Genomic DNA, 22329 nt, shown 5'->3' with positions numbered 1-22329 from the left:
ATCCGATGAACCAGGCCTCCACTGGCCCGGGTCCGCACGATGCGGATCGCGATGCACAGATCATTGCAGACGCGCAGCAGGGCGCGTTTGATCCAACCTACGGCAGCACTGGCACCGAATTCGCGGCCAACGGGCCGGGTGGCCGCAGCCTGGGTCTCAACCCGGGCGAACAGTCGATCAAGCACACGCAGAGCACGCAGCAGAGCAGCGGCAGTGCGAGGCAGCCGCTGGGCGAAACCAGCGTGCGCAGCGCCAGCTCGCAGAGCCTGGGCGTGGTCAGCGATGCCGATGCAAAGACCACCACCTTCAGCCTGGAAGCAGACGCGCAGACCGGCTTGCAGCAAAGCCGACAGACCAAACTCGGCAGCGGCACGTTGAACCTGGAAGCCGGCGTGGCCGCCGGCCAGCGCATGCGTTACACGCTGACGCTGCCTGGCGCTGATCAATCACTGGACGCAGCCACGCAGGTGAACCCGCTGCAACCGGAGAGCTTGCCGGTGGGCGCACGTGCAGTGCTCGACAGCCAGGCCTTCGCACAACGCGAGGTCAAGGCAGACCTGCAACAGCTTGCGATGCAGAGCAAGATCACCGAAGCCAGCGGCCGCAGTTACCTGATCGAACGCGTGGACGAGCGCCACGTGCGCGTGGCCACCGGCCCCAATGACGCCATCGAAGCGGCCAACGCGATCGGACTCAAGGCCGGCCCCGCGCAGGCCCTGGTTGGCCGCACCGACCGCCTTGGCACCTCACGGGTGCAGAGCGCGCAGTTCGACCTGGCCGATCCACGCGCTGTCGACGCCATGACGGCGTTTGCGCGCACGGGCGAAGTCGCGCCCGGCACGCCCGGCGTGGATCAGATCCAGACGCTGGAGCGGGTCGGTTTCAGTTCGCAGCAGCGCATGCAGTTGCAACTGGGCCCGCTCGACGCCGATCTGGGGGGCGCCCGCAATGAAGGCAGCCAGATCCGCATCAGTGAACCCGGGCAGGACGGCTACGCCGTGGTGCAGCAGCTGAAATACGGCGATAACGTGCCACTGACAGTGCTGCGCCACTACGACGGCAACAATGTCGAACGCGTGCAGGAGCGCAGCTACCGTTTCGAGATCGACGGCGACGTTGCCGCCCCCGGGCTGATGCAACGCCTCGGCGGCCGCAACGAGGCCAGCGAGGAAAAAGCCATGGCGCAATCGCTCAATAGCGCGATCAGCGGCGACATGGCGGGCACAGGCGCAATTCAAGCCGGGCAGAAAACCACGCTGGTGTTCAGCGAGCAGCAGATGCAGGCGTTGCTGCAGCAAACGCAGACCGCCGCCACTGCCAACAAGATCGGCGCAAGCCCGTTGGCACTACTGGTCGGTAACGGCCAGCCATCCGACACCGAACAATTCGCCATCGCAATGGCGCGCAATGTGGGCGGGCAACCTGCGGCCTTTGCCGAGCGCCTGCAACGCATCGCAGACGGCGCCGACGGCCAGTTCGACGGCCGGCTGCAACGCATCGACGCCGATGTGGCACCGCGCCCGGCGGCCGCAACCGCGGCAGTGCCTGATCCGCGCGACCCGGCGCATCCGGACCATGGGCTGCTGCAGCAATGCACCGCCGCCGTGGGGCGACTGGAAGGCGCGCATGGCCCCACGCCGGGCATGGATAGCGAGCGTCTGGCACTGGGATCGCTGGTGGCCGCGCGTGAGCACGGGCTACAGCGCGTCGACCACGTGCTGCTCGGGAACGACCCGGCCCGCGGCTTCGTGGTCCAGGGCGCGCTCGATTCACCGGCGCACCTGCGCGGCAGCTTCGACGCCAAGGCGGCGCAGGAAGCGCCGGTGGAAGCCAGCCTGCAGCGCTTGCAGGCATTGGGACCAGCACCCGAGCGCGATGCTGCCGCGCTGGAGCAGGCAACGCAGCAGGAGTCGGTGCGGCAGTCGCAGGCGCGTTGACTGCGTTAGCGGGTTCAGTGGCAGCGTCGTGGCCACGTCTGCGTCGCTGCCTTTGCTGGATCGCAAAGGCAGCGACGTAGCGACCCATCGGCAGTTGCTGGGCTGTCGTAGGAGCGCGCTTGCGCGCGATGGGGCGTCGCCGGGAAAGCCTCTCGCGCGCAAGCGCGCTCCTACAACAGCGGTGTTGCTTGGGCTGCCGTTTTCACGCCGATCAACGTAGGCGATTGCAACGCAAGCAAGCTCTCTGCGCTGTCGCGCTGGCAAAAGGCGCACACGCAACGTGACTCAATCGAGCTCTAAGCCCCAGCAAACGCAAACGCCAGACCAATCATCGCCGCAGCCATCGTAGGAGCGCGCTTGCGCGCGATGGGGCGTTCCCGGGAAGGCCCTCGCGCGCAAGCGCGCTCCTACAACAGCGCCCGAAACCAAGAGCGCCCGCAACGCGCGCTTGTACCGCAGGTCAGTTGAGCTTCGCGCCCTGCAAGCGCTCGCTCAGCTTGGTCTTGAACTGCTCGAATTCCATGCCGTCCGCAGCGGCCTCGGCGTGCGCAGCATCCTTGAGGGCGTCCGAATAGGTCAGCCGCACGGGGGTGCCCTGGCGTTCGTGCAGTTCGGCGGCGCGCATGATCAGGGCCAGCACCTGCGCAGCGCTGGTGCTTTCGCCGGCGATGCGGCCATCCATGCCCAGCACCCACTCGCCGTCGCGGCGCACGATGCCGGCCAGCAGCGTGCGTTGCTGGTCGCGCAGTTCGGCATGCGGTTCGATCGGCGAGACCGGCGCGGGGTTGGCAGCGGCCTGGTTGCGCGCGCGCTCGGTGGCCCGCTTGCGGGCATCGCGGCGCAGCTTGGAATCGGTGGACATGCAGGCTCCTGTGGGGTCAAAGGTGGTCGGCCGGCTCCAGAGGCACTGCCTCGGCAGCCTGGCGGCGCCGCAAGCGGCGGCCGCTGCGGCGCTCCCAGCGCCAGAATAGCCAGCCCAGCAAGAAAAAGCCGGTCATGCCGAACGCCAGATGCCGCGGGTGTTCACTCAGCAGCGGCGACAGCACCCCGGCCACCACGGTATTGGTCATCAGTTGGGTGAAGGCCTGCAGCGAGGAGGCCAGGCCGCGCTGCTGCGGGTACATGTCCAGCACCGCCAGCGCCAGGATCGGGAAGATCAGCGCCATGCCCAGCCCGGCCAGGAAGATCGGCAGCACCGCCCACGGCAGGCTGATCTGCGCCACCGCCAGCGTGTAGCCAAGGTTGACCAGCGCCGCCACACCGCAGCAGATGAAGCCAATGCGCACCTGCCGCACCGGATCCATCCGCCCGGCCATGCGCCCGGACAGGAACGAGCCCAGGGTCATGCCACCGATGGTGGGAATGAACAGCCAGGCAAAATCGCCCTCGCCCAGGTGCAGGTGGCGCATCACCAGCACCGGCGCCGAGGCGATGTACAAAAAGATGCCGGCGAAGTTGAACGCACCGGCCGCGGCCAGGCGCTGGAAACGTGGGTTGAAGCCGATCCGCAGGTAGTCATGCAACAGGCGGCGCAGTTGCAGCGGCGTGCGCGCTTCCACCGGGTGGGTTTCCGGCAGCCAGGTCACCGTGGCGATCAGCAGCACCAGCCCGAACACCGCCAGGAACCAGAAGATCAGCGGCCAGCCGGCGCCGCTGAGCAGGATCCAGCCGCCGATGATCGGCGCGATGGCCGGGGCGATGCCGAAGATCATCGACACCTGGCTCATCAGGCGCTGCGCGTCGTGGCCCTGGAACAGGTCGCGGATCACCGCACGCCCCACGATCATGCCCACGCCCGCCGAAAGCCCCTGCAGCGCGCGGAATGCCAGCAGCGTCGGCAGATCGCGCGACAACGCGCAGCCAATGGTGCCGGCGATGAACAGCACCAGCCCGCCCAGGATCACCCGCTTGCGGCCCCAGGCGTCGGAGAGCGGCCCGTGGGCGATGCTCATCAGCCCGTAGGCCAGCAGATACACGCTGATGGTCTGCTGGATCGCCACTTCGTCCACCGCCAGGCTGCGGCTGAGCTGGGAGAACGCCGGGAAGATGGTGTCGATGGAAAACGGGCCGAACATCGCCAGGCCGGCGAGCAGCAGCGCCATGCGACGGGTGGAGGGCGTGGTCGGGGTCATGCCGGGATCCGGAAAGCGGGTACAGCGGAGTGTGCACGTCAGGGGCCGCGTCGGCGGCGGGGACTGGATGCGCACACAGGGCCGCAGATGATAGGTGTTCGCCCCGGCAAGGTTAAGCAAACCCGAGCGCAGCCCCCGTGCCGCGGCGGCGTGGTGCGGCGCGCCGGCGGCTTGGGCGCAGGCTATAATCGGCCGGCAACACGGTGGGAGAAGCGGCACTGCCGCTGCCGAAGGCGCAACAGCCCGTAATCGCTCAGGCCCGATACCATCTTCAACACAACTCTGGAGAGACCGGTTCACTCCGGCGCCGAAGGGGCACGGAACGCAGGCAGGCCACAGGCCAGGCCGCGTTCTTAAACTCTCAGGCAAAAGGACAGAGGGGCGCGAGGAAGACCGCCAGTGCGGCAGGTCGTGGTGCGCGTATGCGCGTCATGCCGGTCGTGGTGCTTCCGACCTTTCGCATGCCCACTGCCCCGGATGCCCGCCATGTCCCAGACTCCGTCTTCCCTGCGCGACCTCGAACACCACAGCGCGTTCGTCGAACGCCACATCGGCCCCAACGACGCGGAAATCGCGCAGATGCTGGGTGTGGTCGGCCACGACTCGCTGGATGCGATGACCGACGCCATCGTGCCGTCCAACATCAAGTCGCCGGCCGCATTGGCGCTGCCCGATGCGATCACCGAAGAAGAAGCGCTGGCCAAGATCCGCGCCATTGCCAGCAAGAACCAGGTGCAGCGCACGTTCATCGGCCAGGGCTATTACGGCACGCATACGCCGAAGGTGATCCTGCGCAACATCCTGGAAAACCCGGCCTGGTACACCGCCTACACGCCCTACCAGGCCGAGATTTCGCAGGGCCGCATGGAAGCGCTGATCAACTTCCAGACCATGTGCGCCGACCTCACCGGCATGCAGATCGCCAATGCCTCGCTGCTGGACGAAGCCACCGCCGCAGCCGAAGCGATGACGCTGGCCAAGCGCTCGGCCAAGTCCAAGTCCGATACGTTCTTCGTGCACGACGCAGTGCACCCGCAGACGCAGGAGCTGCTGCGCACGCGCGCCGAGCCGCTGGGCATCGTGCTGCGGGTGGGCACACCGGACGAAGCCATGCAGGCCGAGTGCTTCGGCGTGCTGCTGCAGTACCCGGACAGCTTCGGCCACATCGGCGATCACGCAGCGCTGGCCGATGCCGTGCACGCGCAGGGCGGCCTGGTCGCCGTGGCCACCGATCTGCTGGCGCTCACGCTGATCGCCGCGCCGGGCGAATGGGGCGCGGACATCGTGGTGGGCAACTCGCAGCGCTTCGGCGTGCCGTTCGGCTTTGGCGGCCCGCATGCGGCCTTCATGGCCTGCCGCGATGCCTACAAGCGCTCGATGCCGGGCCGTTTGATCGGGGTGTCGATCGATGCTGCCGGCAACCCGGCGTATCGCCTCACGCTGCAGACGCGCGAGCAACACATTCGTCGTGAAAAGGCCACCTCCAACATCTGCACCGCACAGGTGCTGCTGGCGGTGATGGCCTCGATGTACGCGGTCTACCACGGCCCCGATGGCCTCACCCGCATTGCCCGCCGCACCCATCGCCTGGCGGCGATCCTGGCGGCCGCATTGCGCAGCGCGGGCGTCACCGTGGGCGAGCATTTCTTCGACACCCTGCACGTCAAGGCGATCGATGCCGATGCCATCCACGCCAAGGCGCGTGCGGCCGGCATCAACCTGCGCGCGATCGATAGCGAAGCGGTCGGCATCAGCCTGGACGAAACCAGCACGCGCGCCGATGTGGTGGCACTGGCGCAGCTGTTCGGTGCCCAGGCGGATATCGATGCGCTGGATGCCGCCACCGCCGACGCACTGCCGCAGGGCCTGCGCCGCACCAGCGCGTTCCTGCAGCACCCGGTGTTCAACACCCATCACAGCGAACACGAACTGCTGCGCTACATGCGCTCGCTGGCGGACAAGGACCTGGCCATGGATCGCACCATGATCCCGCTGGGCAGCTGCACGATGAAGCTCAACGCCACCGCCGAGATGATTCCGGTGACCTGGCCGGAATTCGGCGCGATCCATCCGCTGGCACCGCCGGAGCAGTCGGCCGGTTATGCGCAGCTGATCGAAGAACTGGAAGCGATGCTGGTCGAATGCACCGGTTACGACGCGGTGAGCCTGCAGCCCAATTCCGGCGCGCAGGGCGAATACGCCGGCCTGCTGGCAATCCGCGCCTATCACCGCTCGCGCAACGAAGCCCACCGCGACATCTGCCTGATTCCCGAATCCGCACACGGCACCAACCCGGCCTCCGCGCAGATGTGCGGCATGACCGTGGTGGTGACCAAGTGCGATGCCAACGGCAATGTCGATGTCGATGACATTCGCGCCAAGGCCGAGAAGTATTCCGACCGCCTGGCCGCGCTGATGATCACCTACCCGTCCACGCACGGCGTGTTCGAAGAGGACGTGGTGGCCATCTGCGAAGCGGTGCATGCGCATGGCGGCCAGGTCTACACCGACGGCGCCAACATGAATGCCCTGGTCGGCGTGGCCAAGCCCGGCAAGTGGGGCTCGGACGTGTCGCACCTCAACCTGCACAAGACCTTCTGCATTCCGCACGGCGGCGGCGGGCCGGGCGTGGGCCCGTGTGCGGTGAAGTCGCACCTCGCACCCTTTTTGCCGCGCACGCTGGGCGGCGAAGGCGATGTCGGCATGGTCAGCGCGGCCAGCTACGGCTCGGCCTCGATCCTGCCGATCAGCTGGATGTACGTGACCATGATGGGCAGCGGTGGCCTGCGCAAGGCCACGCAGGTGGCATTGCTCAATGCCAACTACATCGCCAAGCGCCTGGCACCGCATTACAAGACGCTGTACACCGGCCGCAACGGGCTGGTGGCGCACGAGTGCATCCTGGACATCCGCCCGCTGGAAAAGACCAGCGGCATCGGTGCCGAGGACATCGCCAAGCGCCTGATCGACTTCGGCTTCCATGCGCCGACGTTGAGCTTCCCGGTGGCCGGCACCTTGATGGTGGAGCCGACCGAAAGTGAATCGCAGCATGAGCTGGACCGCTTCATCGACGCGATGATCCAGATCCGCGAAGAAATCCGCGCGATCGAAGACGGCCGCCTGGACCGCGAGGACAACCCGCTCAAGCACGCCCCGCACACCGCCACGCAGGTCTCGGCCAGTGAGTGGACGCATGCCTATCCGCGCGAGCTGGCCGCCTTTCCGCTGCCCTCGCTCAAGCAGCAGAAGTACTGGCCGCCGGTGGGCCGCGTGGACAATGTCTACGGCGACAAGAACGTGATGTGTGCCTGCATCCCGGTGGATGCGTACAAGGACGACGTGGTGGCATAAGCGCCGCAACGCTGCCCTTCGCTGAACTCAAACCCGGCCGCGTTTAACGTGGCCGGGTTTTTTAGTGTCTTGAACGTGGGATGCGGCAGCATGCGCTGCAGACGCCGCGGCATAGTCTCGCTGTCTTGCACGAGTACTGAAGAGAAGAATCCTGCGCGCTGGCATGTCACCACGGTCCGCGCATGGCATCCGAACCACTTCGCGCCACGATCGCCCAACAGTCGCCAGTCGCGCGCGCCTGCAACGGCATCGCAGGCGCGACGCGATGGCCCGCAACGCCGTCGCTCACCGCGCATCGTAGCTTTGAATGTGCTGCTGCCGTTGCGGGCGCCATCCTGTTGCGTGTCTCTGCAAGGCAACGCACGCATGCCGCCGGTTGTCGCGCCATTGCACCAGCAGTGCGTTGCGATACACGCAATTGCGCTCACACAGCCGCCCTGTCAGCAGCACGTTTGCCTTCCCTACACGTGCGTTCGCGATGATGTGCCGAACAACCAAGGCGAAGCGCGGCAACCGTGATCGAATCCAACAAGACGCGATGGGCACCAATCGTGAGCAGCCTGCTGCTTGCAACCTGCCTGCTGAGCGGCTGCGCGCCACGCCGGCCCGGCACGGTGCCGGCACTGATCCAGGCCGCGGATGCGCAGCCGGCCGTGGTGCAGACCGATGCCGGCGCAGTGCGCGGTGTTGCCAGTGCGCAGGGGCGCGCATTTCTGGGCGTGCCGTTCGCCGCGCCACCGGTCGGTGCACTGCGCTTTCATGCTCCGCAGCCGGCCACGCCCTGGCAAGGCGTGCGTGATGCCACGCAGGCCGGGCCGGCCTGCATGCCGCGCTATCGCGTCGGCCAGAAACACATCTCCGAAGACTGCCTCACGCTCAACATCTATGCCCCGCCTGGCCCCGCACCCGCAACGCCGCGTGCGGTGATGGTGTGGATCTATGGCGGCGCGCTGGAGCTGGGCAGCAATGTGGACTACGACCTGAGCGCGTTGGCCGCACGCCAGAACGTGGTGGTGGTGGCGCCCAACTACCGGCTGGGCGTGTTCGGTTTTCTCGCGCACCCAAAGATGCAAGGCGATGGCGAAGGTGCCTACGCCCTGCTCGACCAGCAACTGGCGCTGCGCTGGGTGCAGCGCAATATCGGCGCGTTTGGCGGCGACCCGGGCAATGTCACCGTATTCGGCGAATCCGCCGGCGCCTGGAGCATCTGCTACCAGCTGGCCTCACCGGGCGCGGCCGGCTTGTTCCAGCGCGCGATCCTGCAAAGCGGCAGCTGCCTGGCCGGCGACTCCACGGTTGCACGCAGCGATGCCGAGCGCGGTGGCACGCAGATGGCGGAGGCACTGGGCTGCGCACGTGCCCCTGATACTGCCGCGTGCCTGCGCCAGCTGCCCGCCGAGACCCTGGCCGATGCCAAACCGCAGCGCCGTGGACTGACCGGCCTGGATGCCTGGGCGCCGATGCACGGCGGCGATGTGCTGCCCGCACCGCCAAGCGTCGCAATCGAACAGGCGCATCAGCTGCAGGTGCCCTTGTTGATCGGCAGCAATCGCAATGAAGGCCGCCTGTTTGCGCAATTGCTCTCCTATGCCGGCAAGTTGAACCTGCAAAGCAGCTACGAGGCGCGCGTACACCGCATGTACGCCGCGCCGGCACCGGTGCTGGCGCAGTATGCGCAGGTGGCCACGCAGTCGCGCTGGCATGCATTTGCAAATCTTGTCACCGATGGCGGATTCGCCTGCCCCACCCGACGCCTGGGCCAGATGCTGCGCACCCGCGTGCCGGTGTACGCCTACGAATTCGACGACCCGGATGCGCCATTCGGGCTGTTGCGGTTGCCGTTTTCGCACACGCTGGGCGCGTATCACGCCTCCGAGCTGGTGTATCTGTTCCAGCGCCCGTGGGTGCTCAGCGGCACGCCGGACTTCACCCCCGCGCAGCACGCACTTGCCAACACGTTGCAGGATTACTGGGGCGCCTACGCGCGCAGCGGCGATCCCAATGGCGGCGGGCGTCCAGCCTGGCCACGCTTCGATGGCGACACGCCGTTGACACTGTCGCCCGGCAGGATCGGGCCCACGCCGGACTTCGCCGCACAGCATCGCTGCGCGTTCTGGGATGCACAGGCCAACGCTGCAACGCGCCCGCTACCCACTGCCGTGCCGGTGCCTGCACCACCTTCTTACTGATCGCTGGAGCCCTGCATGTCCGAATCCGCCACCACCCACTGCCCGCAGGTGACCTTGCGCAACGGACGCAGCGTGCCTGCGCTGGGCATGGGCTCCTGGAACCTGGGCCAGGGACGGCATGCACCGCAGCAGGAGATCAAAGCACTGCAGATCGGCCAGGCGCTGGGCATGCGCTTGATCGATACCGCCGAGATGTACGGCAATGGCCGCTCGGAACAGTTGATCAGCCAGGTGATCGCACGCGGGCAGCCGCCGTATCTGGTGTCCAAGGTGCTGCCCAGCAATGCCAGCGCGCGCGGCATTGCGCGCGCCTGCGAAGCCAGTCTGCAACGCCTGGGCATGCGCACGCTGGATCTGTATCTGCTGCATTGGCGCGGCGGCAGCAATCTGGCGGAGGTGGTCGCTGCATTCGAAACACTGCGCGATGCGGGCAAGATCCGTGACTGGGGCGTGTCCAATTTCGATGTCGACGACATGCAGGAGCTCTGGCAGATCGATGGCGGGCAGCACTGCCTGGTGAATCAGGTGCTGTATCACGCCGGCAGCCGCGGCATCGAGTTCGATCTATTGCCGTGGTGCGCGCAACATGCGGTGACGGTGATGGCGTATTCGCCGCTGGGCAGCCGTGCGTTGCTGGATCACCCGGTGCTGCACGCCATCGGTGCGCGACGCGGCGTGGCGGCCACCGCGGTGGCGCTGGCGTGGGCCATCCGCAGTGGCCAGGTGATCGCCATTCCCGAATCCGGTACGCCAGCGCATGTCCGCGCCAATGCAGATGCATGCACGCTGCAACTCGATGCGCAGGATCTGGCAGACCTGGACAGCGCATTTCCAGCGCCCACGCGCAAGCAGCCACTGGATCTGCTGTAGACCTCGCTCACGGTCGCGCTTGCAGCATGCCGTGCGTCACAGTTGTCGTTGCACTTAACAGCTATTTTTACGTGTGATTGTTCGTCGCACGCTGAGCTGCAACACGCTCGCATGCGCATGTGAGTGTTCGTTCGCATGCAGACACATCCATTTAACAGCGCCACTCCCAGGCTCGACGGGATAGCTCGCATCCCAGCCCGCCAACGTGGAGTCCCCCATGGCCAAGTCCCCCAGCAAGCCCGCACAGATTCCTTCTGTCGGCAGTTCCGCAAGCGCGCACGAAGTGCGTGGCACCGGCGACGAACTGCACCAGAAGGCCGGCGGCTCGCATCCGCAACTGACCACCAATCAGGGCATTCCCGTTGGCGACAACCAGAACTCGCTCCGCGCCACACCGCGCGGCCCGACGTTGCTGGAAGATTTCATCCTGCGCGAAAAGATCACGCACTTCGACCATGAGCGCATTCCCGAGCGCATCGTGCATGCACGCGGCAGCGCGGCGCACGGCTACTTCGAGCTGACCAAGTCGCTGAGCCAGTACACCACGGCCAAGCTGCTCACCGAAGTGGGCGAAAAAACCCCACTGTTCACGCGTTTTTCCACCGTGGCCGGCGGCGCGGGTTCGGTCGATACGCCGCGCGACGTGCGCGGCTTCGCGGTGAAGTTCTATACCAAGGAAGGCAACTGGGATCTGGTCGGCAACAACATCCCGGTATTCTTCATCCAGGATGCAATGAAGTTCCCAGATCTCATCCACGCGGTGAAGATGGAACCGGACCGCGGCTTTCCGCAGGCCGCCAGCGCGCACGACACGTTCTGGGATTTCATCTCGCTCACCCCTGAGTCAATGCACATGGTCATGTGGGCAATGAGCGATCGCACCATTCCGCGTTCGCTGCGCATGATCGAAGGCTTCGGCATCCACAGCTTCCGCCTGCTCAACGAAAACGGCGACAGCACCTTCGTCAAATTCCATTGGCGCCCCAAGCTGGGCCTGCAGTCCACCATCTGGGACGAGGCAGTCAAACTTGCCGGTGCCGACCCGGACTTCCAGCGTCGCGATCTGTTCGAGGCGATCCAGAAGGGCGACTTCCCCGAGTGGGAATTGGGCGTGCAGCTGTTTACCGAAGCCGAGGCTGAGGCATTCCCGTTCGACCACCTGGATTCGACGAAGGTCATTCCGGAAGAGCTGGTGCCCTTGCAGATCGTCGGGCGCATGGTGCTGGACCGCTGGCCGGACAACTTCTTTGCAGAGACCGAACAGGTCGCCTATTGCCCGGCCAATATCGTGCCAGGCATCGACTTCAGCAACGACCCGCTGCTGCAGGGCCGGCTGTTCTCCTACCTGGACACGCAGCTGAGCCGCCTGGGCGGGCCCAACTTCCACCAGATTCCGATCAACGCGCCAAAGTGCCCGTTCGCCAACAATCAGCGCGATGGCCACATGCAGATGGGCGTGCCAAAGGGCCGCGTGGCGTACGAACCCAGCTCCTTGCAGGCCGATGCGCCACGCGAGGCGCTGCGCGGTTTCCCCAGCCATGCCACACCGGCCGAGGATGGCGCCAAGGGCCGCGTGCGTGCGGAAAGTTTTGCCGACCATTACAGCCAGGCACGCATGTTCTTCCGCAGCCAGACCGCGCCGGAGCAAGCGCATCTGGCATCTGCATTGGTGTTCGAACTCTCCAAGGTTGAAACCGCGCACGTGCGCGAGGCCATCGTGGGACATCTGCGGCATATCGATGAAGCGCTGGCCAAGCGCGTGGCCGATGGCATGGGCATGACCAGCCTGCCGCCCGCACCGCCGTCCGCCGTTGCACCGACCGACATGCCGTTGTCGCCGGCGCTGCAGTTGATCGGCAAGATGAAGGACACGCTGCAGGGCCGCACGGTAGGCATCCTGATCCACGACGGCTCCGACGCCGCGGCGATCAAGGCTGTGCGCAAGGCGGCCGAAGCGGCCGGTGCAACGGTCAAGATCGTGGCGCCCAAGCTGGGCGGCGCCAAGCTCAGCGACGGCAAGCAACTGGCGGCCGATGGCCAGCTGGCCGGCACGCCATCGATCGTGTTCGACGCGGTGGCGGTGCTGCTGTCTTCGGAAGCGGCAAAATTGCTGACCACCGAATCTGCAGCATTGGACTTCGTCAGCAATGCCTGGGCGCATTTGAAGGCGATTGCCTTCGACGATGGCGCGCAGCTGCTGCTGAAGGCCGGCAATGTCGGCAAGGACGCGGGCGTGATCGCGGCGGCAGATACCAAGGCATTCATCACTGCCGCCAAGACCCGCCAGTGGGCACGCGAGCCGAAGGTGCGCATACTGGCGTAACCGCACTTGGTTGACGGATGCAGACTTGGGCGCTCGCGACGTTCTACACGTCGTTTGCGCGCAAGTTGTTATGTGTATCGCGAAGAGGATGCCGTGCCGACGAAGTCGAGCCGGGTGGCAGCACGTTCTTGATCGTGGACGCACAGAGCGTAAGGAACAACAATACGGCGGGTCAGAAAGGCTATGACCCGGGCAAGAAGGTGTCGGGGATCAAGCGCCACATGCACTGGATACTCCAGGATTTCCGCCTACCGTTGCTTTGACCAAGGCGGAAGTCACTGATTGTAAAAGACTCGCTGGAAGCATTGAATCGCCGACAATCGGGTTTGGCGCGGGCTTTTCAACCAGTTAGAACTGGTGACGGAGAAACGCCATGTCGGGCGGATAATGCCCTGGCGCGCAGTGCATCCAAGTACGCTCAACAGTGCGGACGTCTCGGAACCGCTGATTCCACAAGAACGGCGTTCAGAACATCCTATCCAAGTGCTATTTTCCACTGGTTCGGAGAACAGCTACAGCTTACCCTCCATGGGCATGGGACGCATCGCTACCGTTCAAATGAGGAAACGTGATGGACACTTCTCGCCGTGCAAGAACACCTCGTTCTGTTATTTGCGATCTGGCCGCAACGACCACTCTGCTCATCGCCGCAGTCCTAACAGGTTGTGTGAGCGACTCAGCCCGGTCCATCGGTGCTACACGCCCGGAGTGTCTCGTTAACGAGGATCCCATATCGACTGCGCGTGACACAGGAATGTCCGCACGTGAGCGAGAATGCACCTTGCGTCAAGAATTTCAAGATCGAGCACAGGGTAAAGGCATGGAACTGCGATTTGATAGAAAGAGCGACTAGAGCATGTTATGAACTTTAGCCTTGTCACGCTAACGTATACGGATGAAGCCTCGTAAGCCATATCCGACCAATATTTCCGACGAAGAATGGGCCTTTGCTGCGTCGTATCTGACACTGATGGATGCGCAGGCACCGCAGCGCAAGTACGCGCTACGCGTGATGTTCAATGCACTGCGTCGGATCGCACGCGCCGGCGCACCGTGGCGATTGCTTCCCAACGATTTCCCGCCTTGGGAGGCGGTGTATCAGCAAACGCAACGCTGGCTACAGGCTGGCTGCTTTAAGGCCATGGTCAGCGATTTGCGCTCACTCCTGCGTGTGGCGCACGGGAAGAAAAGCCAGCCGAGCGCGGTCATTTTCGATGGCCGGACGCTGCAGTCCACCTGTGAAAGCGGACCGCGCGCCGGATACGATGGCTGCAAACGCAAGAAAGGGAGCAAGGTGCACATGGCGGTCGATACGCTGGAACACCTGCTCGCCGTCCAGGTCACGCCAGCCAATGAGCAAGAGCGCGCGCAGGTCCGATCGTTGGCTCAAGAGGTACAACACGCGACCGGTGAAACGGTCAAGATCGCGTTTGTGGATCAAGACTATACCGGCGAAGAACCGGCGCAGGCGGCCAAGGAAGAAGGCATCGAGTTGCACGTGATCAAGCTTCAAGAAGCGAAGAAAGGCTTCGTCTTACTGCCGCGCCGATGGGTCGTCGAGCGCAGCTTCGGATGGGTCAATCGTTTCAGGCGGCTGGCACGCGACTATGAGCGATTGCCGGAAACCTTGGCCGGTTTGCACTTTGTTGTCTTCACGATTCTGATGCTTGGAAATGCAGCTACGCTCTTTCAAGGTTCATAACACGCTCTAGCGCATCACGCAACGATTAGGTAAACCACCTCCAATGGTAGACATCTAGCTACTGTCCCTTTCCCCTGCATACCGAGCTATACGCCTCCATGTAACTCTTATTGAGGCATGACACTAGTCCATCGACGACATCCGCGTTCACGGGCCACCGCATTTTAACCTTTTTTCCATTATCCATCGACATCTCTATATAGCCATCTTTGACCGGCGGCAGTTCCGGCGAAGCAGGTACCGCATTTAGCTTTTTCTGTGCCGCTACCAGCGCGGATGCATCGTGCCGAAGTGTCGACTCCCCGTAAAATTGATCCATCCATAGTTAGAGGTCTCCGGGCACACTAGCCACCAAGGAGACCAACGATGCGCAAGAGCAAGTTCACCGAGAGCCAGATTGTCGCCACGCTGAAGCAGGTGGACGGCGGCCGCCAGGTCAAAGATGTGTGCCGTGAGCTGGGCATTTCCGACGCGACGTACTACGTCTGGAAGTCCAAGTACGGTGGCATGGAGGCAGCTGACGTGCAGCGCCTTCGCGACCTGGAGACCGAGCACAGCAAGCTCAAGCGCATGTATGCCGAGCTCGCGATGGAAAACCATGCACTCAAGGATGTCATCGCAAAAAAGCTGTAGACCCGGCGCATAAGCGCCCGCTTCTTGCCTGGCTCATCGAGCAGCATGGCTGGAGCGAGCGCCGGGCCTGTTCGGTGGTTGGCGTGGCGCGCTCGACAGTGCGCTATCGGCGTCGTCCAGATCGGGATGAGGAGGTCATTGCGCTGTTGTCCGAATTGGCCGAACGCTTTCCCGAGCGTGGTTTTGGAAAGCTCTTTCAGATCATCCGCCGTCGCGGACATGTGTGGAATCACAAAAGGGTGTGGCGCGTGTATTGCCTGATGAAGCTCAATCAACGTCGTCGCAGCAGGCGCCGGGTTCCGGCCCGTCATCCACAACCGTTGGCATGCGGAGCACACCCCAATGCCGGATGGTCGATCGACTTCATGTCCGATGCGTTGTGGGATGGTCGACGCTTCCGCACGTTCAATGTCATCGACGATTTCAGTCGGGAAGCCTTGGCGATCGAAGTGGACTTGAATCTTCCGGCCGCCCGCGTCATCCGCACCTTGGAGCGCATCGCAGCCTGGCGCGGCTACCCCGGCAAACTTCGCCTGGACAATGGCCCGGAGTTTGTCGCGTTGGCCTTGGCCGAGTGGGCCGAGCGCAAAGGTATCGCATTGGATTTCATCGAGCCGGGACGGCCGATGCAAAACGGTTTCATCGAACGCTTCAACGGCAGCTACCGGCGCGGCGTGCTGGACATGCACATCTTCCGCACGCTGAGCGAGGTCCGCGAACAGACCGAACACTGGCTGGCCGACTACAACCAGCAGATCCCGCACGACAGCCTGGGCGGGCTAACGCCCGCCGAGTTCCGCGATCAACATCAACCGCAGACCTCTAGTTTTGGCTGGCATTGAATTACGGGGAGTCGACAGAAGGAATGCTACCGTTGCGTCAACATAGGGATTCCAGCCGGCAAGATCCTTTTCTGTGGGCTGTCTGGATGCCTCCATTAATGGAATCGCATCCTCATAATGCCCAGCAAAAGCCCGTAGCTGCCCCTCGTGCCAAAACAGCAGACTGGAACTATCGGGATGCACTTCTCGGTATTCTTTGATCAGGTCTGCAGCTGCGACCTCACACCCAGGCTTGGCAGCAACAGCGCGCCAACCACCACCACCGCTGCTTACATCTTGGTCGAATTTATCTTGCTCCAGAGCGAGCACTTTCACTTTATCAAAGCCACATTCCGCTGGCTGAGCCACTGCGCCTTCTGAGATTAGAAGCGCCAAGGCTAGGGTGATCGACCTAATCATGTACATGAAACGTCTCCTAAACTAGTACGAAACCTCGACTTCTTTATAGACGCATGAACTTGTAACAAGTGTCCCTTTACGGCTAACCATTTCCTCAAACTCTTGACTTCTCTCGAATTGAGGGAGCCCAATTTGGTCATGCTGAACCAATGAAAAATTCATCGTCTGCGATTGCAGCATAATTGCAAATGCCGCAAGCATCGGAAACTCCTTAACCACGCTTTCAACAAATAGAAACTGTCCTCCAGGATTTATTTCAAGAAAATAGACGTCCCCTCTTGGATCCACAATAAGATCCACGCAACCGTATTTGAGATTAAATACTGCTATAAGCTGCCGGATACGCGCCTCAGTGGATGGATCGAGATAAACCGACTCCACCAAAGACTCATGACTACCGATACCGAATCTCCAATCGACAAATGCCCCTCCGTCGACTCGGCTGATTTTGGCGGCGAATATATAAGTTCCGATTACCGTGACACGCAGTTCGTACCGCTTCTCGATGTATCGCTGATATATCGCGGGACAGACCTCAATTTGAGCTGACTCAATCTCTGCAGTTCCGTTCAAGACTGTCGTTGAAGCGATACGGTATGTTCGCTCTTCCGCGTGATGCCAGAAATATGGATTAAATGGCTTCACAGCGACCTTTCCCATTCGACGCACAAAGTTCGCCACCTCATCATAATGCGTTGAGATCAGCGTCTCCGGGACAAGAAAACCTAAGGCAGCCGCCGTGTCTAGTTGCAATGCCTTGCACTGAGTTTCATCTGCAAATGGATTACCAACCACAAAACTGGCAGCGGCACGAACAGATACCGCAAGGTTCAGATGACCAAACCTCAATTCATTTTCTACAAACTCAACCGCGTCTCTGTCAACGTCTTTTATCGGCGCATGCTTTACTATTCTACGGAACCAGACACTATCCAATTCTTTCATCATCCTAGTTCCCATTCGAATGCAACCGGGCAACGCACCGGGTGTTAGAGCGTGTTATGAACTTTGCCCTTGTCACGATAACGTATACGGATGAAGCCTCGTAAGCCATATCCAACCGATATCTCCGACGAAGAATGGGCCTTCGCTGCGCCATATCTCACACTGATGGATGCGCAAGCACCGCAGCGCAAATACGCGCTACGCGCGATGTTTAACGCACTGCGCTGGATCGCACGCGCCGGCGCACCGTGGCGATTGCTTCCCAACGATTTCCCGCCTTGGGAAGCGGTGTATCAGCAAACGCAGCGCTGGCTGCAGGCTGGCTGCTTTGAGGCCATGGTCAGCGATCTGCGCTCACTCTTGCGTGTGGCACAGGGGAAGAAAGGCCAGCCGAGCGCGGTGATTTTTGATGGCCGGACGCTGCAGTCCACCTGTGAAAGCGGGCCGCGTGCTGGATACGATGGCTATAAGCGCAAGAAAGGCAGCAAGGTGCATATGGCCGTCGATACGCTGGGACATCTGCTTGCCGTCCAGGTCACGCCGGCCAACGAGCAGGAACGCGCACAGGTCCGTTCGTTGGCCCAGGAGGTACAACACGTGACCGGTGAAACGGTCAAGATCGCTTTTGTGGATCAGGGCTATACCGGCCAAGAACCGGCGCAAGCGGCTAAGGAAGAGGGCATTGAGTTGCACGTCATCAAGCTGCAAGAAGCGAAGAAAGGCTTTGTCTTGCTGCCGCGCCGCTGGGTTGTCGAGCGCAGCTTCGGCTGGGTCAATCGCTTCAGACGACTGGCGCGCGACTATGAGCGATTGCCGGAAACGTTGGCCGGTTTGCACTTTGTCGTCTTCACGATCCTGATGCTTGGAAATGCAGCCGCTCTATTTCAAAGTTCATAACACGCTCTAGGGATATCTGTGCATCCTCGGTCGCGCCCAGGCCGTCCCATATAAAAACTTCTGCTCCTAGCTTGCGCATAGCCCAGGCGACGGCTACCGCATGATAATCCTCACTATTGCCGTAGATCAGGTGCATTTCGATACGCACTCCTATATTGTCTACGCTAATGAGGGGGGCAGCGACAGCTGCCCCCCTCCACTAACCAGCATAAATCAGCCGAAATCGACCGAGACGTCGCCATCCGGCTGAACACGGATGGGGTTCGGAATACCGCCGCCCCCGCCGGTCAAGGTAGCATGTGAGGTGCCACCACCGCTGACTTCCACCAATTCATCTTCGGTCAGGACGCGGCTGTTCGCGTAGCAGACTGGTTTGATTTCCTTGTTGTGAGACATAGCACTCCTCCGATTGATTGTTAATGAATGATAATGGACGGTCCTTTTCGCCACAAACGGCGCTTCCGCGCGGCACTACAATGTCCCAGCTTTCATGCAAGAACATTTCCATACCTAAACAATTACAATCCCGCCCTTTTGACAGGTGCATACCTCCCTAATATGGCCACCTTCGATCTGAAGAACGCGATCGGCCATAGCCACCGTGCTCGGTCGATGAGAAATGATGATTCTTGAGATATCAAGTTGCCGTATAGCTCGATCAATTCGTGCCTCGCACGCCTGATCTAGCTGACTTGTCGCTTCATCCAGAATCAATATGCGCGGAGTACGGTAAAGCGCCCTAGCTAGAACTAGTCGTTGCCGCTGTCCACCAGAGAGCGATGAACCCATGTCCCCAACCAACGACTCGTAGCCCATCGGCATTGCAACAATATCGTCGTGCAACTCAGCTAGTTTCGCGGCCGCTACGACCTTTTCTAGTGTCGCACCGCTATCGAAAAAAGCGATATTGTCAGCAATCGTTCCAGCGAACAATGAATCCTCCTGCATAACCGCACCAAGTAGGTCGCGGTACTCAGCCAAGCCATGTCTGCGGATGTCCATACCGTCTATCTCGACGGCGCCGTCGGTAGGCGTCAGCAACCCAAGCAAGAGTTTTACTAAAGTGCTTTTTCCAGATCCGCTAACTCCAGTAATCGCCACCACCTCGCCCGGTTCAATCGCAAAGTTGAGGTTAGATAGGATTAATGGCTCGCTATCGGAGTAACGGAAGCCCAGATCTCGCACCGCAAGCGCATGTCTTTGATGCAGTTCCCCACTACGCCAACCTGGAGCATCTTCTTCTGCGTCACTGGAAACTATGTCGGCAATTCGGTTACAGTGCATGCGAACCATCCGCAGCTCCACCACTTTGTCTATGAAGCTAATAGACTTTTGCGAAAAGTTGTCAGCGTATGCTAAAAACGCAACGATCGTACCGGCAGAGAGCTCACTGCTTATAATAAGATAGGCTCCAATTCCAATTAAAATTACGCGCTGCATTCCGAATACGAGCTGACTTACAGCTTGGAACGCAATCGTGACGCGCTGGGCTACCATCTCTCTATCGGCCATCTCTACGGTTGCATTACGCAGACGTATGGTTCGTTCGACCTGCTTGCTCGCTAACTTTATGGCCTTAATGCCTCTAACCGACTCCATCAATTCAGTCTGTTGGCGCGCACTAAATATTAGCTGTTCCTCGTTCGCCTGCCGCAGACGCTTATAGGAGGCAGCGCGAAGTGCTCCATAGATAGCGAAAGCTGAAACGACAACGAGCGTAAGGGGCATGCTGTACAGAGCCATCATCAATAGCGATAGCCCCCCCAGAATCCCGTCCAATAAAGCAGTGACCAAGCTTCCCGTCAGAGTCGATTGAATGATGGTTGCGGAAGAAAACCGGCTTATAATATCGCCCATATGCCGTTTTTCGAAAAAATCTACAGGTAGACGCAGAAGGTGCGCAAAAAGATTCCCTATCCATTGCGACATTAACGAGCTCCGATCCAGCTAATAACCCAAGCCCGAACTACCGCGATACCTGCCTGAAATATGACTAGAGCAGCAAACCCTACGGTGATAAGAAAAAGAAGATCCTTATCTTGCGTAACCAGGACGCTATCTATTACCCACTGAATCTGGAAAGGTAAAGTAAGTGCGAAAAGCTCAATGACAAGGGCCAACAGTATCAATTGCGTTAACGAACTTGCGATCCCGCGATGGCTACCAATAAGGCGCTGCCATGGAATTTTCGCGACTATTTCCTCTTTTTTAAAATCTTCGTTTGGGGCCAGTTCTAACAAGACTCCCGTGAAATGACGACTAGCCTCAGGCACCGTCATTTCAATACGCCCACGAGCTGGATCATGTATTACCAATCGCTTGGAGTTCATCTCGCAGAGCACTACAAAATGGCTAAGATCCCAATGCAAGATACAGGGCTTCGGAGCTTCAGCGAGATAAGAGAGTTCACCTTTGACAGGCCGTGCGGTGAAACCCATTGAGTGCGCGATGGTCACAATTCTGGCTAAAGTGATGCCTTTCATCGAACTGCCAAAGCGCCTGCGCATAGCACGCAAGTCGATCTCGCTTCCGTAATAACCAGCAACCATAGCGAGGCAGGCCAAGCCGCATTCCGCTGCCTCCATCTGGTGTATCAACGGCACGGCGCGACGCCGCCCTAGACTTCTCCAGCTGAACTCAATCATTTTTGGACGCCCCATGTCCCGGTTCGCCCCAGCGATGCACTGCTCCGTAGATAGGTTCAAATAGCCATTCGGCGAGTGTACGACGGTCAAGCTGTATGGCCGCGTCGACGTCTAAGCCTGGCTTCAAGGGCAGTCTGCCAGTAGTTGATGCAGAAACGTACGGATACTCGAGGGATACCAATACGCGATAAGCCGCCGCCTTTGGAACCTCTACGCCGACCGCTCTAATATTTGCAGGGTCGATCGGTGTACTCGATATAGAGCGCACTACTCCTGCGTATTGCCCAAAACGCTCATATGGAAAGGACTTGTAACGAAGCAAAACTTGCTGTCCAGCACGGACAAAGCCACCTGACTTGGGTGGCACCCATAGCTCTGCCAGTAATGGAGCCGCCGGTGGGTACAGGCTGAGCAAGGGTTGCCCAGCTTCAAGAGATTGGCCTGCGTTCGCGTATATGGGTCCAACGATGGCTTCAGCCGGGGCTTTAATAACCGCGTCGCGGGTTTCAGAATTTTCATAAATGGCTTGATCCACATCGGCCAGTTGCTTCTCTAAAACGATTTGTGAGGAGTTGGCCTCGGGAGATCGCTGTTGCTGAACGCTCCGGACCTCCGCCATGCTTCTTTCTATCAACAGGCGCTGCCGTGATAGATCTGCAATTTGCGCATTCACCTGCAAAACCGCGTCATGCTGTTGGGCTAATTGCATCTTGCTTATGACGCCGGAATCAGCTTGTTGCCACATCCGGTAGATCTCTGTAGCGTCCCGCAGCCGCTGCTGTTGAATCTCCAATTGCGTCGAAATCTGCGCCTTTTGAGCCACAAGAGAAGATGCATGGAGGTTACTGTCTTTTTCTTGCAAAACGCGGAGGCGCCGTTGCTCGCCTATTTCTTCCTGGATCCGCATGCGCTTGCTCAACAACTGCTTTTCAATCTCTAAGCTTGTATTCCCCCAGCGGACACTGGCGTGTGGCTTGACGACTTCTGCCAACGTCTCGCCAGCCGAAACACGCTGCCCTTCATGGACTATCACTCGAACCAAAACTCCTGGAACCGGAGCAGGCACTGCTGTGATACCGCCATCGGGCACTAGGTATCCAGACACCGTTTCGTGCCTTACATAATGACCAAAGACTAAGAAAAGTATCGCCGCAATTATGAAACAGCCGGATAGCACCAAAAACGCCCAGCCTATCCCCGGCGGCCGAAGGATGATCGACCCTGCGGACTGGGATTGCCGGTGCTCATAGATTTCCTTTCGATAGAGGCTGTTCATCCTTGCTGTGTCCGTCTTATTCCGCAGCGCCACCCCATATGGCGAGCATTCTTACGGTACAGTCCGGTTTAAAAAAGTGATCTGCGTATCAAATTGAACATGAAGTGGATTACTTTATTTGTTCCCGGGGCTTTGCTGTAGAGCGAGGCCTGCAGCTATGCAGGTCCACGACGGCGTGCTTCTGGGCG

General features: G+C 60.9%; 16 protein-coding genes, 1 pseudogene and 1 riboswitch. Of the genes and pseudogenes, 9 read left to right on the top strand and 8 right to left on the bottom strand.

The window, feature by feature from the left end; all coding sequences use genetic code 11:
• Positions 1-5 precede the first annotated feature (5 nt).
• A complete protein-coding gene (locus ACCQ01_RS06285; protein ID WP_228432993.1) occupies positions 6-1937 on the top strand; it encodes an XVIPCD domain-containing protein in 1932 nt (643 codons plus the stop codon).
• 460 nt (positions 1938-2397) lie between these two features.
• On the opposite strand, the gene ACCQ01_RS06280 is transcribed toward ACCQ01_RS06285, so the two are convergent.
• Positions 2398-2799 carry a hypothetical protein gene (locus tag ACCQ01_RS06280; protein ID WP_011269939.1) on the bottom strand — a complete coding sequence of 134 codons (402 nt, stop codon included), beginning with the start codon at positions 2797-2799 and terminating at the stop codon, positions 2398-2400.
• A gap of 16 nt (positions 2800-2815) precedes the next feature.
• Complete coding sequence (locus tag ACCQ01_RS06275; RefSeq protein WP_228432992.1) at positions 2816-4069, bottom strand: multidrug effflux MFS transporter; 1254 nt, start codon at positions 4067-4069, stop codon at positions 2816-2818.
• Between the two features lie 272 nt (positions 4070-4341).
• A riboswitch (glycine riboswitch) is annotated at positions 4342-4456 on the top strand.
• Positions 4457-4546: 90 nt separating this feature from the next.
• Between ACCQ01_RS06275 and gcvP the strand changes: the two genes are divergently transcribed.
• From gcvP to ACCQ01_RS06240, 7 genes and pseudogenes are all read left to right on the top strand, one after another.
• Positions 4547-7420 (top strand): aminomethyl-transferring glycine dehydrogenase, encoded by a 2874-nt coding sequence (gcvP, locus tag ACCQ01_RS06270; protein ID WP_228432991.1) that lies wholly within the window; start codon positions 4547-4549, stop codon positions 7418-7420.
• Between the two features lie 551 nt (positions 7421-7971).
• Positions 7972-9609, top strand: a complete 1638-nt coding sequence (locus ACCQ01_RS06265; RefSeq protein ID WP_228432990.1) for a carboxylesterase/lipase family protein — start codon at positions 7972-7974, stop codon at positions 9607-9609.
• A gap of 15 nt (positions 9610-9624) precedes the next feature.
• Positions 9625-10479 (top strand): aldo/keto reductase, encoded by an 855-nt coding sequence (locus ACCQ01_RS06260; RefSeq protein WP_228432989.1) that lies wholly within the window; start codon positions 9625-9627, stop codon positions 10477-10479.
• 217 nt (positions 10480-10696) lie between these two features.
• The gene (locus ACCQ01_RS06255) at positions 10697-12802 is read left to right on the top strand and encodes a catalase (protein WP_228432988.1); all 2106 of its coding nucleotides are present in this window, start codon (positions 10697-10699) and stop codon (positions 12800-12802) included.
• Between the two features lie 119 nt (positions 12803-12921).
• Positions 12922-13137: pseudogene (locus tag ACCQ01_RS06250) on the top strand (transposase); the annotation flags it as partial.
• A 560-nt stretch (positions 13138-13697) separates the two neighbouring features.
• A complete protein-coding gene (locus tag ACCQ01_RS06245; protein ID WP_228432987.1) occupies positions 13698-14504 on the top strand; it encodes an IS5 family transposase in 807 nt (268 codons plus the stop codon).
• 366 nt (positions 14505-14870) lie between these two features.
• Positions 14871-15979, top strand: a protein-coding gene (locus ACCQ01_RS06240; protein WP_225042332.1) for an IS3 family transposase whose coding sequence is annotated in 2 segments (ribosomal slippage) — positions 14871-15132 and positions 15132-15979 — 1110 coding nt in all. Because the reading frame shifts where the segments join, the coding sequence is not laid out codon by codon here.
• Here ACCQ01_RS06240 and ACCQ01_RS06235 read toward each other — a convergent pair.
• Both ACCQ01_RS06235 and ACCQ01_RS06230 read right to left on the bottom strand, forming a co-directional pair.
• Positions 15917-16384, bottom strand: coding sequence for a hypothetical protein (locus tag ACCQ01_RS06235; protein WP_228434365.1), 468 nt, complete (start codon positions 16382-16384; stop codon positions 15917-15919). The two genes, ACCQ01_RS06240 and ACCQ01_RS06235, sit on opposite strands and share 63 nt — an antisense overlap.
• 15 nt (positions 16385-16399) lie before the next feature.
• The gene (locus ACCQ01_RS06230; RefSeq protein ID WP_228434367.1) at positions 16400-17323 is read right to left on the bottom strand and encodes an ATP-grasp domain-containing protein; all 924 of its coding nucleotides are present in this window, start codon (positions 17321-17323) and stop codon (positions 16400-16402) included.
• A gap of 90 nt (positions 17324-17413) precedes the next feature.
• Between ACCQ01_RS06230 and ACCQ01_RS06225 the strand changes: the two genes are divergently transcribed.
• Entirely contained in the window at positions 17414-18220 is an 807-nt protein-coding gene (locus tag ACCQ01_RS06225) for an IS5 family transposase (protein ID WP_006449292.1), read from the top strand.
• 213 nt (positions 18221-18433) lie between these two features.
• On the opposite strand, the gene ACCQ01_RS06220 is transcribed toward ACCQ01_RS06225, so the two are convergent.
• The 4 genes from ACCQ01_RS06220 to ACCQ01_RS06205 form a co-directional block, all read right to left on the bottom strand.
• A complete protein-coding gene (locus tag ACCQ01_RS06220; protein WP_023903084.1) occupies positions 18434-18616 on the bottom strand; it encodes a hypothetical protein in 183 nt (60 codons plus the stop codon).
• 114 nt (positions 18617-18730) lie between these two features.
• Positions 18731-20149 (bottom strand): peptidase domain-containing ABC transporter, encoded by a 1419-nt coding sequence (locus ACCQ01_RS06215; RefSeq protein ID WP_228434087.1) that lies wholly within the window; start codon positions 20147-20149, stop codon positions 18731-18733.
• Positions 20149-20865: a cysteine peptidase family C39 domain-containing protein gene (locus tag ACCQ01_RS06210; protein WP_228434086.1), complete on the bottom strand. Its 717-nt coding sequence runs from the start codon at positions 20863-20865 to the stop codon at positions 20149-20151. The genes ACCQ01_RS06215 and ACCQ01_RS06210 overlap by 1 nt, the downstream gene beginning before the upstream one ends.
• Complete coding sequence (locus ACCQ01_RS06205) at positions 20858-22141, bottom strand: HlyD family secretion protein (RefSeq protein ID WP_228434085.1); 1284 nt, start codon at positions 22139-22141, stop codon at positions 20858-20860. The genes ACCQ01_RS06210 and ACCQ01_RS06205 overlap by 8 nt, the downstream gene beginning before the upstream one ends.
• Positions 22142-22329 lie beyond the last annotated feature (188 nt).

It is taken from the genome of Xanthomonas sp. NCPPB 4037 (genome assembly GCF_041475695.2).
Taxonomy (GTDB): Bacteria; Pseudomonadota; Gammaproteobacteria; order Xanthomonadales; family Xanthomonadaceae; genus Xanthomonas; species Xanthomonas campestris.
This window is presented reverse-complemented; position numbering and strand designations above follow the sequence as displayed.

Excerpts from the sequence above, each read along its gene's own strand:
- ACCQ01_RS06285 (WP_228432993.1), top strand. The coding sequence starts at position 6 with ATGAACCAGGCCTCCACTGGCCCGGGTCCGCACGATGCGGATCGCGAT.
- ACCQ01_RS06280 (WP_011269939.1), bottom strand. The coding sequence starts at position 2,799 with ATGTCCACCGATTCCAAGCTGCGCCGCGATGCCCGCAAGCGGGCCACC.
- ACCQ01_RS06275 (WP_228432992.1), bottom strand. The coding sequence starts at position 4,069 with ATGACCCCGACCACGCCCTCCACCCGTCGCATGGCGCTGCTGCTCGCC.
- gcvP (WP_228432991.1), top strand. The coding sequence starts at position 4,547 with ATGCCCGCCATGTCCCAGACTCCGTCTTCCCTGCGCGACCTCGAACAC.
- ACCQ01_RS06260 (WP_228432989.1), top strand. The coding sequence starts at position 9,625 with ATGTCCGAATCCGCCACCACCCACTGCCCGCAGGTGACCTTGCGCAAC.
- ACCQ01_RS06255 (WP_228432988.1), top strand. The coding sequence starts at position 10,697 with ATGGCCAAGTCCCCCAGCAAGCCCGCACAGATTCCTTCTGTCGGCAGT.
- ACCQ01_RS06245 (WP_228432987.1), top strand. The coding sequence starts at position 13,698 with ATGAAGCCTCGTAAGCCATATCCGACCAATATTTCCGACGAAGAATGG.
- ACCQ01_RS06235 (WP_228434365.1), bottom strand. The coding sequence starts at position 16,384 with ATGTACATGATTAGGTCGATCACCCTAGCCTTGGCGCTTCTAATCTCA.
- ACCQ01_RS06230 (WP_228434367.1), bottom strand. The coding sequence starts at position 17,323 with ATGAAAGAATTGGATAGTGTCTGGTTCCGTAGAATAGTAAAGCATGCG.
- ACCQ01_RS06225 (WP_006449292.1), top strand. The coding sequence starts at position 17,414 with ATGAAGCCTCGTAAGCCATATCCAACCGATATCTCCGACGAAGAATGG.
- ACCQ01_RS06220 (WP_023903084.1), bottom strand. The coding sequence starts at position 18,616 with ATGTCTCACAACAAGGAAATCAAACCAGTCTGCTACGCGAACAGCCGC.
- ACCQ01_RS06215 (WP_228434087.1), bottom strand. The coding sequence starts at position 20,149 with ATGTCGCAATGGATAGGGAATCTTTTTGCGCACCTTCTGCGTCTACCT.
- ACCQ01_RS06210 (WP_228434086.1), bottom strand. The coding sequence starts at position 20,865 with ATGATTGAGTTCAGCTGGAGAAGTCTAGGGCGGCGTCGCGCCGTGCCG.
- ACCQ01_RS06205 (WP_228434085.1), bottom strand. The coding sequence starts at position 22,141 with ATGAACAGCCTCTATCGAAAGGAAATCTATGAGCACCGGCAATCCCAG.